General features: G+C 64.6%; 12 protein-coding genes. 6 read left to right on the top strand and 6 right to left on the bottom strand.

The features are described from left to right. Positions 1-485: 485 nt before the first annotated feature. Both EOA60_RS37345 and EOA60_RS03680 read right to left on the bottom strand, forming a co-directional pair. Positions 486-992 (bottom strand): hypothetical protein, encoded by a 507-nt coding sequence (locus EOA60_RS37345; RefSeq protein ID WP_067321952.1) that lies wholly within the window; start codon positions 990-992, stop codon positions 486-488. A gap of 311 nt (positions 993-1,303) precedes the next feature. Continuing rightward, positions 1,304-2,191 (bottom strand): DMT family transporter, encoded by an 888-nt coding sequence (locus EOA60_RS03680; RefSeq protein WP_095824626.1) that lies wholly within the window; start codon positions 2,189-2,191, stop codon positions 1,304-1,306. A 573-nt stretch (positions 2,192-2,764) separates the two neighbouring features. Between EOA60_RS03680 and EOA60_RS03675 the strand changes: the two genes are divergently transcribed. The 4 genes from EOA60_RS03675 (at position 2,765) to EOA60_RS03660 (ending at position 7,935) form a co-directional block, all read left to right on the top strand. Beyond that, a complete protein-coding gene (locus EOA60_RS03675) occupies positions 2,765-3,916 on the top strand; it encodes an acyltransferase (protein ID WP_095824627.1) in 1,152 nt (383 codons plus the stop codon). Next, a complete protein-coding gene (locus tag EOA60_RS03670) occupies positions 3,913-5,028 on the top strand; it encodes a glycosyltransferase (protein ID WP_245322371.1) in 1,116 nt (371 codons plus the stop codon). Before EOA60_RS03675 ends, EOA60_RS03670 begins: the two co-directional genes overlap by 4 nt. Before the next feature lie 112 nt (positions 5,029-5,140). Next, a complete protein-coding gene (locus tag EOA60_RS03665) occupies positions 5,141-6,166 on the top strand; it encodes a glycosyltransferase (RefSeq protein ID WP_095824628.1) in 1,026 nt (341 codons plus the stop codon). Continuing rightward, positions 6,163-7,935: an ABC transporter ATP-binding protein gene (locus EOA60_RS03660; RefSeq protein WP_245322372.1), complete on the top strand. Its 1,773-nt coding sequence runs from the start codon at positions 6,163-6,165 to the stop codon at positions 7,933-7,935. The genes EOA60_RS03665 and EOA60_RS03660 overlap by 4 nt, the downstream gene beginning before the upstream one ends. 233 nt (positions 7,936-8,168) lie before the next feature. Here EOA60_RS03660 and minE read toward each other — a convergent pair whose 3' ends face one another. The 3 genes from minE to minC form a co-directional block, all read right to left on the bottom strand. Then, positions 8,169-8,441 carry a cell division topological specificity factor MinE gene (gene minE / locus EOA60_RS03655; RefSeq protein WP_042638296.1) on the bottom strand — a complete coding sequence of 91 codons (273 nt, stop codon included), beginning with the start codon at positions 8,439-8,441 and terminating at the stop codon, positions 8,169-8,171. Then, positions 8,438-9,253, bottom strand: a complete 816-nt coding sequence (gene minD, locus EOA60_RS03650) for a septum site-determining protein MinD (RefSeq protein WP_067321964.1) — start codon at positions 9,251-9,253, stop codon at positions 8,438-8,440. Before minD ends, minE begins: the two co-directional genes overlap by 4 nt. A gap of 108 nt (positions 9,254-9,361) precedes the next feature. Further along, positions 9,362-10,225, bottom strand: a complete 864-nt coding sequence (minC, locus tag EOA60_RS03645; protein ID WP_066992899.1) for a septum site-determining protein MinC — start codon at positions 10,223-10,225, stop codon at positions 9,362-9,364. Positions 10,226-10,778: 553 nt separating this feature from the next. On the opposite strand from minC, the gene EOA60_RS03640 reads away from it, so the two are divergent. Then, complete coding sequence (locus tag EOA60_RS03640) at positions 10,779-10,988, top strand: cold-shock protein (protein ID WP_066992896.1); 210 nt, start codon at positions 10,779-10,781, stop codon at positions 10,986-10,988. A 219-nt stretch (positions 10,989-11,207) separates the two neighbouring features. After that, positions 11,208-11,396, top strand: coding sequence for a hypothetical protein (locus tag EOA60_RS03635; protein ID WP_066992893.1), 189 nt, complete (start codon positions 11,208-11,210; stop codon positions 11,394-11,396). A gap of 93 nt (positions 11,397-11,489) precedes the next feature. On the opposite strand, the gene EOA60_RS03630 is transcribed toward EOA60_RS03635, so the two are convergent. Next, entirely contained in the window at positions 11,490-12,959 is a 1,470-nt protein-coding gene (locus EOA60_RS03630; protein WP_128311072.1) for an FAD-dependent oxidoreductase, read from the bottom strand. Between the last annotated feature and the right edge of the window lie 48 nt (positions 12,960-13,007).

The raw sequence follows: 13,007 nt of genomic DNA, 5'->3' as shown, positions 1-13,007 counted from the left end.
GGTTACGGAAGCGGCCCACGACCCATGCCATGTCCGGTCGGACCTTTTTGCAGTCACTTGGGGACCATTGTCGCACCAGCCGGGAACACAACTGGAAGCTGCGACTGCCGTCGCGTTAACCAAATCGCTTGGAAAGCGGCCAGCAATTCATTATGACTGTCGCACGCGAGAACGGCGCGGACACTCAACGAACCGCGGCATGCTACGGCGCATGCGCCCTCCTGGACGAAAAAGCGCCGTAACCTTTGGTTTGCGCATGAAATGTTTCCCCGGACTGCGGGGGCATGCGCCAAGAGCCCGCCTTATCCGGCAGCCGTCTCAAGGGCCCCAAAAAAGTACCCCCGCCAAAAGGCGGGGGCAAGGTGAGCAGCGGGAGTTCTGTCGTAAGACGATCAGGACCGAAGAGACGAAGCAAAAGGTGGCAACCTGATTTTGCAGCGCTGGCTTTTGGCCCCTTAAGATCTAATCCAGATAGAACCTCGCTCTCACAAACTCTTTAGGCGATCGAGATCGGCCACTGTGGCCTTGCGCTCGACGATGGTGCGACCAAACTTGTCCTCCATCCTGAAACGGCCGTTCTCGATGCTCTCCTTCATTCCGTTCCGGTGCGTGACCTGGATGCTATTGGCACTGACCTCGACCTTGTCGCCGGTCGCCGCATTCACATGATCATCGACATCGCCGGTTGCTGCAGTGTTCGTTGCGCCCTTGCTGTTGCCGCTGTTTCCGTTTCCGTTGTTACCGCCCGAGTTGCTGTTTCCGCTGTTGCCGCCCGAGTTGCCGTTCCCGTTCCCGCTGTTGCCGCCGCCGCTGCCGTTACCGTTGCCGCCGCCGCTGTTCCCACCGCCATTGCCGTTTCCATTGCCGCCTTTGCCGGCATAGGCCTTGGCCACGACAGGACCGTCGAAGGAGAGATGAAAAGGCGCGACAACAAGCGCCAGCGCAACGAGCGCCCGCAAGACATGCCTGCAGCCCATGCGCGATACGCGCATCCCAATCTCCCCTTGCCAGCCATCCGACCCTTCGGCCGAACTACCCCACCGGCAATGTCGCAACATCAGCATCCCTAATCAACCCGTCGTGGGGAAGTGGCCCACGACCCTTGTCTTGCTTTTTAAGACCTTTTTCGCAGCGATGTCGGACCTAAGTCCTATCTCAACCACCAGATGTGATCGGGCACGGCTGCGTGCACGGCTTTTTCTGGCGTGGATACCCGCGTGCACGGCTTCGCGCAACGCGCTACGAGTGGTTGTTCTATGCTCTCCCAAAACCGCCGCGCCCTCAGGCGATATGGCATTGATCCTTAACAGGGTGACGGAACCGGCGCTCTCGCCGTTACGGCCGCGCCGAACGCGGCGGCAATCACGGCGCCAATACCGGCGCACTGCAAAACGCTCAAACTCTCGTGCAGGAAGAGAAACCCGGTCAGCGCGGCGCCGGCGGGTTCCAGGCAGACGATCATGCCATAGACTTTCGCCGGCATTCTGGCGAGCACCATCATCTCCAGCCAGAAGGGCAGCGCGCTGGAGAACAGCCCGACGACGACCGCGGCCGCCATGACATGCGAGTCGGTGAGATAAGGTTCGGCTGCGGTGAAGCCAAAAGGCAGCGCGACGAGCGCGGCGATCGCCATGCCATAGGCCGAGGTGCGGGCGCCAAGCTCGGCGCCGGCCTTCTGCGCACAGATGATATAGAGCCCCCAGCAGGCGCCGGCGGCAAGCGCAAGCAGCACGCCGATTGGATCGAGCCCGCGGCTGATATCGGCGAACGGCGAGAGCAGCACGATGCCGGCGACCGCAAGCACCACCCAGACGAGGTCGAGAAGGCGCCGCGAGCCGAGTGTGGCGACAAAAAGCGGGCCGGTGAATTCGAGCGCCACGCAGATGCCCAGCGGAATGCGCTCGAGCGCGGCATAGAAGAGCAGGTTCATCACCGAAACGGTGACGCCATAGACGGCGAGCCAAGGCAGACCCTTTCGTGTCGGCAGCACTTTCCATGGCCTGAGCACTGCCGCCAGCATCAGCGCGCCGATGAGGAGTCTCAGCATTGTTGTGCCGTCCGGCCCTAGGACCGGAAACAGGCCCTTGGCGAAGGCCGCGCCAACCTGCACCGAAAGGATGGCACCAAGCAGGCCGAGGATGGGCAAGGCTCCCAGCTGAGCCTGCGGTTTTGCACTCGGCGTCGACGTCACTTCTCCTCCACCCCCCGCGCCCCGGTCCGAGGCGGCGATAGAGACTGGCGTTTCCCTTGTCTTGAGGCAACGGGGCCGGATGGTTGGACAAGGCCTCTCGCGACTGGTTTGCTGCGCCGCACAAGACTTTGAAATTCAATATACTTTTCACAACGCGATTTGAATAGTCTTTGGCTAAATGGAGTGTTACTGTCAATATCGCCAAAACACCCGCTACGGTTGTCGCAATGCGTCACAGCATCCGTAGCGATAAATACTTCAAAAATCAGACCAACCGACCATCACCATATAGGACCATAGGCCAAACTTCCCAAGTCAACTGTCGTCTGCAACCCTCCAAATCACAGCTTTATTTCAAACTCGTAAGCATTGTGTGTTGCGCCGCAACATAAGCGGAGACAGATGTTAACCAACATGGGCAGTGGAGGATGCCGCTACGTTGAGCCGAATGGGCATTCCGCTGACAGCCAAGGACGGCACTCTCGCCCCGGACGGAGATTCGTCGACAGGCGGAGTCGGCGTGCTTTGCAGGTCCAGCGCAGGATCTTACGACGGAGCCTGGGGACCCCGCCAATGACAGGTCAGCGCGACATCCAGCTTGATGCAGTGCGAGCTGTAGCCGTCACGCTGGTGCTTTACGCGCATTTCCTTGCGCCGAACGGCACCTCCTTCCTCGGCCATCTCGGCGTGCGGCTGTTCTTCGTGCTCTCCGGCTTCCTGATCACCCGGCTTTTGCTTGACGCGCGTGACAGCAACGCATTCGCTTCCGGGCCGGCCCTGCGCGCCTTCTATGCCAGGCGCGTGATCCGAATTTTTCCGCCTTATTTCGCGGTGCTGGCCCTGGTCTGGCTCACCAATCTGGAACAGTCCAGCTCGTCGCTTGCCTGGCATGCGCTTTATCTCTCGAACTTCTGGTATGCGCTGCGCAACGACTGGAACCCCTGGCTGCTCTGCCATTTCTGGAGCCTCAGCATCGAGGAGCAGTTCTATCTCGCCTGGCCGCTGATCGTGCTTCTGGCGCCGCGCCGGCGTATCGAGGCGATCACGATCGGCGTCATCCTCTTCTCGTTCGCCTACCGCTTCTACTGGCCGCTCACCGCCAACCCGGCGCTCGCCCGGGACCTGTTGCCGCCGGCCTCGATGGACGCGCTTGGCTGCGGCGCCCTGCTTGCCGTGCGCCGCGCCAGGGGCGCCGATGTGCCGCGCTGGATGCGGCTCGGCTGGCCGGCTTTCGCGGCCGTTTTCCTGCTCGTCGTCTGGTCCGATCCGGGACCGGCGAACTCGGGATGGGAGTGGGCGCACTGGGCGCTGGTGCAGGTGCTGCCGCTGGTGCCGCTGGTGGCGATTGTCGCCGCCTGCTCCAACGGCCTCGGCGGCAGGCTCGGCAAGCTGTCCGAACTGCCGCCGCTGCTTTTCCTCGGCCGCATCAGCTACGGCGTCTATCTCTACCACCCGATCCTTCTCGCCTACGCCGTCAAGGCGCAGCCCTGGATCCCGCTCAACGTGTCGGAGCAAGGGCCTGGCCGCTTCCTTGTCGCAGGCGCCGCCACGCTGCTTGTCGCCTCGCTCTCCTGGGCGCTGTTCGAAAAGCCGCTCAACAGTCTCAAGCGCTATTTCCCCTATGTCGCGCGGCCGCGCGCGGGCATCGCGGGCGAGACAAGTTGGGTCGGCCCGCCGGCCGGGGTATCCGCGCTGGACCTGCAGCAAACCGAGGCGCGACGATGATGGCAAGCGCCACTCCCCTCATCTCCGTGCTGCTGCCGGTCTACAATGCCGAGCCCTATGTCGGCGCTGCAATCCAATCGATCCTGCGGCAGGATTACAGCCGGCTCGAGATCATCGCCATCGACGACGGTTCGACCGACCGGTCGCTGGAGATCCTCGACCGCTGCCGCAAGGCGGACAGCCGCGTATCCATTGTTTCGCGCGAGAACCGCGGTCTCGTCGCCACCCTCAATGAGGGGTTGGCGAGCGCGCAAGGCGAGCTCGTCGCGCGCATGGACGCCGACGACTTCGCCTATCCCTGGCGGCTGTCGCGCCAGGCGGCGCTGTTTGCAACGCGTCCCGAGATCGGCTTCTGCGGCTCGATCGTCGACATGCTGGTGCGTGGGCGTATCGCGCCCGGCAGGCTCGACCCGGTGTTCCGCCTCGACCTTGCCGTGCTCGCGAAATTCTTCACGATCTTCATGCACCCGACCGTGGTCTACAACCGCCGGGTGATCGGCGAGGCCGACCTTCATTACGACGCCGCCTACCGGCATGCCGAGGATTTCGACCTCTTCCGCCGGCTCGCCGACCGTTATCCGGCGGCCCTGATGGAGGAGAGCCTGCTGGTCTACCGCGTGCATTCCGGCAGCGTGACCAGCCGGCATGTGAAGGAGATGCGGCGCACACATCTCAGGATCGTGGGCGAAAACCTCGAGCGCGAGGGTCTGACAGACGATACCAAGGACCTGCGCGCGATCGGCGATCAAGTCTCCTTCGCGACGGTGGCCGGGGTAGCAGCCTTCATCCGCGCGCTGGAAGAGCGGATTACCGCGCTGCCCGCGGCGGTGCGCCCGAGCTTCGAGGCCGGCGCGCTCAACCTCTTCTATTTCCTCTACCAGCTCGTCAACGACGAGGAGCAACCCGCGCTGACGCATGAGCTTTTGACGCTTTCCGCGAAATGGAACGCGATCCGCCGCCGCGAGCAATATGCGTTGCGCCCCGGGGCCTGGGCACCGTGGCTCAGCCAGGCTTCGATGTGGGCCGGCAAGCAGGCCGACAGGCTCGCCTACCGCTTCAAATCCACGCCGGCGGCATCGGTGCTGGCGCCTTACAGGATGGAGGCGGCATGAGCAGCTTTGGCCGCGTCCACTCGCCGGCGGTGGAAATCGGCGAAAGCCGGCGCGACAGCCAATCTCCCCTCACAAGCAGGGAGGTCAGCAGCCTCAGCGCTGAGCCCTCTCCATGAACGACGCGCGCCATCCCCTGCCGCGGCACCCGGCCCTGCCCGCGCCTCCCTGGCCCAGGCAGCGGCCGCAGGTCTCCTTCATCGTCTGCACGCGTGACCGCGCGGCGGTGCTGGAAGCCTGCATCGATTCGATCCGTGCCGCCTGTCTTGCGCATCCCGCCTTCGCCGCCGAACTGGTGGTGGTCGACAACGGCTCGCGCGACGGCACGGCGGAATATCTTTCCCGGATCGCCGCGAGCTCCGACATTCCACTTACGGCGATCTCAGAGCCGCGGCCCGGGCTGGCGGCGGCGCGCAATGCGGGGCTGGCGCGGGCGCGCGGGCACGTGCTGGTCTTCAACGACGACGACTGCAGGCTCGACCGCAACTACCTCGCCGACCTCCAACGGCATTATGCAAGCGGTGAGAAATGGCTGATCCGCGGCGGCCGCGTCGAACTCGGCGATGCGCGCGACCTGCCCTTCACCATCAAGCGCTGCGACGAGCGCCAGCGGCTGACGCCCGCCGTGCATCCGGGCGGCTTCGTGCTCGGCTGCAACATGACCATGCATCGCGACGTCGCCGCTCGCATCGGCCCCTTCGACGAACGCTTCGGCGCCGGCGGGCCGCTGCGCTCGGCGGAAGACACCGACTACCTGGTGCGCGCCATGCTCGCCGGCATGGCGGTGGAATATGTGCCCGACATGACGATCTTCCATCACCACGGCCGGCGTGGCCGCAAGGCGATCGATCGGCTGCACCGCGACTATCATTTCGGCAATGGCGCGCTGTGTCTCAAGCATTTCCGCTGGGCGCCATGGCTGCTTCGCCATTTCTACTGGGCGGCGCGTGCCGCCACGCGCGAGCTGATCGGCGGCCCGCGCTTCGACCAGGATCTCAGGCTCTCGCACTGGCCGATCGTTTTGATGAACCTCGCGGGCGCGGCGAAATTCATGGCGCTCGTGCTGGCGGGGCGGCCCGATCGGCAGCCGCGGCGCGCTGAGGATGCGGCCGAGGCCAGTGCGGAGGCCGGCACGCCATGAGCGGGCACCCGACACTGGCGATGCTGCGGCGGGCGCTCGGCCGCCGTCAGCTCGGCCTGCTGCCCGTCGTGGTCGCGCTCGGGCTTGCCAGTGCTGCGCTCGAAGGCTTCGGCATCGGGCTGATCATTCCGCTGCTCGGCATCATCATGGGACATGGCGAGGCGACCGGCATGGCCGGACTCTCCGCCCTGCTGCAGAAGGTCGGCGCCGGGCTCGGCGAGCGCGAGCGGCTGATCGCGATTTCGGCCGCGATCCTCGGCTCGATCCTGCTCAAGAACCTGCTTGCCTTCGCCAATGCGGTGCTGACCGCGCATATCTACGGCAAGGCCGGTCAATCGATCCGCGGCGCGCTCGCCGAACGCCTGCTCAGCGTCGGCTATCCGTTCTTCCTGAAGGAGAGCCCAGGGCGGCTGCTCAACATCATCTCCAACGAATCCTGGCGGGCGTCGGACGCCATGCAAGGGGTGCTGGGCGCGATCGTCAGCGCCTCGGCGGCGGTTATCCTGCTTGCCTTCCTGCTGCTCTTATCCTGGCAGATGACGCTGCTGGTGATGCTCGGCCTGGCGCTGGTGCAAGCGGCACATATGGTGCTGTCGGCCCATCTCAAGGGCCCGAGCCGCAGCGTCGCGGCCCGCAACAGCGCTTTAGCCTCGCAGATGCTGCACCTGGTGCATGCCGGCCGTCTCATCCGCATCTTCGGCCAGGAGGCGCGCGAGAAGGCGGCGTTCGAGAAGGCATCGGACAGCGTGCGGCGGGCGGCCTTCACGCTTTCTAAACGCCAGGGCGCGCTGGCGCCGCTCACCGAAGTGCTGCACGCCGTGCTGTTCCTGGCGGTGGTGATCGGCGCCTGGCTTGCCGGCTTGAGCTTCCCGCTGGTTGCCGCCTTCCTCATCCTGCTTTACCGCCTGCAGCCGCATGTGCGCGCGCTGCAGATGACCTGGAGCCAGCTGCAGGGGCTTTCCGGTTCGCTGGAGGAGGTGACCTGGCTGCTCGACCCCGAGGGCAAGCCCGCGCCGCCCACGGGCAGCCGCCCGTTCGCGGGACCCGGCGAGAAGATCGCCTTCGAGGGCGTCAGCTTCAGCTATGCCAATGCGGAGCAGCGCGCGGCGGTGCTGCATGCGGCGAGCTTCGACATCGTGAGCGGCCGCTCGACGGCGCTGATCGGCCGCTCCGGCGCCGGCAAGACGACGATCGTCAACCTGCTCTGCCGCTTCGTCGAGCCCGATGGCGGCCGCATCCTCGTCGACGGCGCGCCGCTCGGCGAGATCGACCCGGCCGAATGGCGGGCCCACATCGCTTTGGCCAGCCAGGAGCTGGAGCTGGTCGACGGCACCATCCTCGACAACATCACCTACGGCAAGGACACGGCCAGCGCGGAAGAGGCGCGCCGGGCGGCGATGCTCGCCGAGGCGCATGGCTTCATCGAGACGCTGCCGCAGGCCTACCAGACGGTGGTCGGCTATCGCGGCGTCAACTTGTCGGCCGGGCAAAGGCAGCGCATCGCGCTGGCGCGAGCGCTGCTGCGCGACCCCGACATTTTGATCCTCGACGAAGCCACAAATGCGGTGGACGGGCTCTCGGAAGCGGCAATCGTGGAAACGCTGAAATCGCGCGCCGGCCGCCGCACCACGATCGTCATCAGCCATCACCACTCGACCATCGCGTTCTGCGACGACCTGGTGATCCTGGAGCATGGGCGGGTGAAGAAGCAGGCGCCGTTCGTGGAACTGGCGGCGCGCAGCATGGATGAGCTGTACCAGCCGGAGTGAGGGCTTTCTTTGCGAGGGAAGTGGCGAAGGTTGGCGCGAGACACCCCCCCTCTGCCCTGCCGGGCATCTCCCCCGCAAGGGGGAAGATTGGCAGCTCCGGCTGCCGCGCTCTTCCTGCTCCGTCGGAAGTTGGCGAAAGCGGCGACGACATCTGATCTCCCCCTTGCGGGCCCTTGCGGGGGAGATGTCCGGCAGGACAGAGGGGGTGCTGTCCCGCCGGCTCTAAACCAGCTTCACCCCGCCATCGCCAGCGGCGCGGCGCTCTTGTTGGGGATCTGGATGTCGATCTCCAGCGTCGACATGGTGGCGCCGCGATCCATCGAGACCTGGAGATAGTCCTGGTCGATCTGCACATGCTTGGCAATGACGGCCATGATCTCCTCGCGCAGGATGGAGACGAGGTCTGGCTGGCCACGGCTCTGGCGTTCATAGGCGAGCAGCAGCTGCAGCCGCTCGCGCGCCACAGGCGCACTGGTGCGCCGTTTGAAGAGGTCGAGAATGCTCATGCCGCCCTCCTTCCGAGAAGCCGTTCGAGGAAACCCTTGCGCTCGAAGGGGACGACCACCGGCAGGTCCTCGCCTTCCAGGCGCCGTGCCGCTTCGAGGTAGGCCTTGGCGGCGGTGTTGATCGGCTCGCTGAGCGTCACCGGCGCGCCGAGGTTGGAGGCCCTGAGCACATCCTGGCTTTCCGGGATGATGCCGAGCAGCGGCGTCGAGAGGATCTCCAGCACGTCGTCGATCGACAGCATCTCGCCGCGCGAGGCGCGCGTCGCGTCATAGCGCGTGACCAGCACGTGCTTCTGGATCAGCTCGCCCTGCTCGGCCTTCATGGTGCGGGCGTCGAGCAGGCCGATGATGCGGTCGGAATCTCGCACCGACGACACTTCCGGGTTGGTGACGATGACCGCCTCGTCGGCGAAGCGCATGGCAAGCTGGGCGCCGCGCTCGATGCCGGCCGGGCTGTCGCAGAAGACATAGTCGAACACCGAGCGCAGCCGGGCGATGACTTCGGCAACGCCCTCCTCGGTCAGCGCGTCCTTGTCGCGCGTCTGCGAGGCCGGCAGCAGATAGAGCGTCTCCAGCCGCTTGTCGCGGATCAGCGCCTGCGACAGTTTTGCGGTGCCCTGGATAACGTTGACGAGGTCGAACACCACGCGGCGCTCGGCGCCCATGATGAGGTCGAGATTGCGCAGGCCGACGTCGAAATCGACCAGCGCAACCTTCTTGCCGGTCTTGGCCACGGCAGCGCCGAGCGCGGCCGTCGAGGTTGTCTTGCCGACGCCCCCCTTGCCCGAGGTGACCACGACTACCTTGCCCATATATCCAGCCTCCGTTGGCGATTTTTATTCTCTGGCCGTGCCGGGCACGGCGGACTCATGAAGGACAATGGCACGCGAAACCGGTCCGAAGCTTGCGCGGCCAAAGACTCAGCCGAGCGGCACCACGCACAGCGCATCGTTTTCGAGGAAGGCCTGCACCGCCTTGCCGCGCGAAACGCCTTCCATCTCCTCGGCCGTGGTGTACCAGCCGTCGACGGCGAGCAGCTCGGCCTCATTCTTGCGGCAGAAGATGCGCGCCGATGTGTTGCCTTCCGAGCCGGCGATCGCCCGGCCGCGCAGCGTGCCGTAGACATGGATCGAGCCGCCGGCGACGATTTCCGAGCCGGACGCGACCGAGCCCAGCACGATGACGTCGCCATGCGGATGAAAGACCGACTGCCCCGAGCGGATCGGCGCCTTGATCATCAGCGTGCCGGCGGAAGGCTCGTGCCGTGCCGGTACAGCACCCTGCCCCGACCCGGCCGGTTCCGACTTGGCTGCTTCGGCGGCTCGCGCGTTCTGCGCATCGAGCTTCGCCAGTTCATCCTGCGGCGCCCTCATTTGCCCCGGCTGCACGTCCTCGACCGTAGCCGTCTCGACCGTGATCTCTTCCGCCTTCGCCTTGCGCGCGGCCCTGCCCAGCAACCCCTCGGCGGTCGCCTCCTTGGCGCCGGCGAGCAGCGGCGGCAAATCGGGGCCGAGCTCGGCGCCCTCGAGCTCGATCGCATAGACGCGGATGCCGCGCCGGGCGAGCGTGCCGACAAGTGCAGCGATCTCCTCCGGGCCCGGCTTCAAAGTGTTGAGATCCAGCACTACCGGGCGGCCGTTGAAATAGCCCGGCGAGTTGCCGATCCAGTGATCGAGCCCCTCCAGCCACTCGTCGATCGGCGCCTCCGGCGTCAGCGTGAAAGCGACGAAGGAGCGGGCGCGGAAGCGGATGGATTTGTTGTGCAAAGGGGCGGCGAAGGTCACGGCCAGACGAATCCTTACTCAATGGTTAAAGGGTGCCGGGCGAATGGTTAACAAAAGGTTAATTTTGCGGGTGGCGGCCGCTGAGGAACTGGCGCAGCTAAGTTTTGTGGCGGGGTGGTCACAGTGCCTGCCGCAGCGTCTATCCAGCACACAATTCGACACATGGCGTGAGCCGGCAAGGAACGCTCAGCGGGGCCTAACGGCCAACAATATGCTCGGCATTTCGGTTCTTGTCGGCGGAGGCACCAAGATCTGTATCTCGGCTCTTTCTTCGGCGCCACGCGGAAGCCCTTCATAGGAGTCGGACGGCGTCGCGCGTCAAGCGAAATTTAGTCGCCGGCAAGCTTTTCAGGACAACGGCGCCGACAATATTATTTCGCCTCGCCTTGTCGCCGCTTCGGTTAAGCGCTATGTTTTTCAAATCGAACTTGTTGAACGAACGTTGTTTCTGCGCCTTGGCGCCCTGACGATCTTCCCTCTCAATTTCGAAGACTGCGACGTTTGGCACGCAGCCAGGCGGCGATGATTTGCGTCGATTTGAAAGGAAAATCGTATGACTACTGGAACCGTGAAGTTTTTCAACGCCACGAAAGGCTTCGGCTTCATCGAGCAGGGCAATGGGCAGCCGGACGTGTTCGTCCACATCTCCGCCGTCGAGCGCGCCGGAATGCGCTCGCTAGCGGAGGGCCAGAAGGTGAGCTTCGACATCGTGAAGAACCAGCGGAACGGCAAAAGCTCGGCGGAGAATATCCAGGCGGGCTGATGCCGTGCATCCATGGCCTTTGACCGCGGATGTACCGGCATTGGCCTTGGAGCACTTTGATCTTGCGGATGTCTTCGTCCCGAAACCGGCTCCCGATTTCGGGCAACATGTTTTGGGGTTTTACGCATGTCTTCCCCTAACCGGTTTCCGATTTCGGGAGATATGCTTTGGAAGGTCGGGCTTGCCCGGCCTTCTTCGTTTCAAATTGCGAGGTAGACCATGGCCGAAACCAGTGTGTTCAAGCCGAAGGGCGACGCCAAGAGCGAAGCCACCACGAAGACGGCGCGCACGATAATCGAGGGCGAAGCGGCAGCGCGGCAGGCAAAGACGGAACGGCTCCGCGCGGCCAGGCTCGCCCGCGGGCCGGTTGAAGCGGAGCCAAAGAAGAAGCCGGCAAGGCGAAAATAGCGACGGAGGTCTTGGGGAAGTCCACTTCTCCCGACGCGATTCGACTCGACTTCCCGCGGCTGGGAATCGCCGATCCAATTCCCTTCAGCCGAACTATCCCAAAGGCCGGATGGCCGGGCCGTTGAGGACAGTCCCGTCCGGCGCGAACTGCGAGCCGTGGCAGGGGCAATCCCAGCATTGCTCGGTCGAATTCCAGTGCACGATGCAGCCGAGATGCGTGCAACTGGCCGAATGCCGGTGCAGCTTGCCGTCGCGATCGCGGCACACGGCGAACTTGCTCAAGCCGTCCTGAAGGATGCCGCCTTCGCCGGGCTCGAGGGCGTCGGCCGACTTGACCTCACCGGGCAGCAAATAGCCGGCAAGGTTCTTCACCGTCGTAAGGTTCTCATTGACGTAGTGCGCGAGCGCGGCGGGCGGCGTCCGGTCGGGGGCGTAGACGGCTTCCCAGGAGTTCGATCCGGCCACGATCAGATCGCGGATGAGCAGTCCGGCCAAGGCGCCATGCGTCATGCCCTGGCCGGAGTCGCCGGTGGCGATGAAGACGTTGCCGTTGCCGGGGCTTCGGCCAATGAAGCCGCAAAAGTCGATCGTTTCGAGGACCTGGCCGGACCATCGCGCTCGTTCTCCGCCAAGATCGGGCACCAATGCCCTGATCCAGGCCTCGAGCGCGACAAAGCGCGCCGCGCCGTCATCCGCTTCGCCCGATTTGTGATCGCGGCCGCCGGCTATGAGACAGTCCGTCTTGCCGGGGCCGGGATTGAGGCGGACATAATAATAGGGATCGTCCATATCCCAGTAGAGCGCATCCGGGAGGGTTCCCCTGGCAATGTCGAAAGCCATTGCATAGGTGCGGTAAGGCGCCATCTTGCTGTGGATCTTGACCCAGGTGTTGATCGGGGAATTGGTGGCAAACACTGCGTTCGAAGCCGTTACGGTGGAGCCGTCGTCGCATTTCAGGCGAACCTTGTCCCCCTCCTCGATTTCGGTGACGGCGCTGTCGGCGAATGCCTTGCCGCCTCGTTTCTCGAAATCGGCCAGCAGCGCGCGCAAATATTTCAGCGGGTGGAAGGTCGCCTGGTCTGGATAGCGCAGGATGGGCGCCGATTCATGGCCCTTGAGCGGCACACCCTTGCCATGCTCAGCTTCGGCGCCGATCTTTGCCGCAGCCGCATACTCCTTGTTGCATTCTCTGGCGGCCTCTTTCTCGTCCATCCATGCGGCCGGGAACAGGAAGCCGTCCAGCCGGCGGAAATCGCAGTCGATCTCCAGCGTGGCGACATGGCGTTCGATGCGGTCGACGGCGGCCTGCTGGCTTTCCTGGAATCCGCGCGCCAGAGCCTCGCCGCGCATGTCGATCAGCGCGCTCAAGCCGTCGTCGCAGATGGGTGCCAGATGGGCGGTCGTGCGCGATGTCATGCCGCCGAGCAAGGGGCCGCGATCCACGAGCACCACCCTGCGTCCCGCCAAGGCCAGTTCGTAGGCGATGGAAACGCCGGCGATGCCGGCGCCGATGACGGCTACGTCACAATGCTCATCCCGCTCGAGGCGAGGCGCGTTGGGCAAGCTGGTGTCGAGTGTCCAAAAAGATCTGGTCGCTTCGCTGCTGACGTT

The organism is Mesorhizobium sp. M1A.F.Ca.IN.020.06.1.1, assembly GCF_004023265.1.
Classification (GTDB): Bacteria; Pseudomonadota; Alphaproteobacteria; order Rhizobiales; family Rhizobiaceae; genus Mesorhizobium.
Note: the sequence above shows the minus strand (reverse complement) of the source record. Positions and strands in the feature narration are given on the sequence as shown.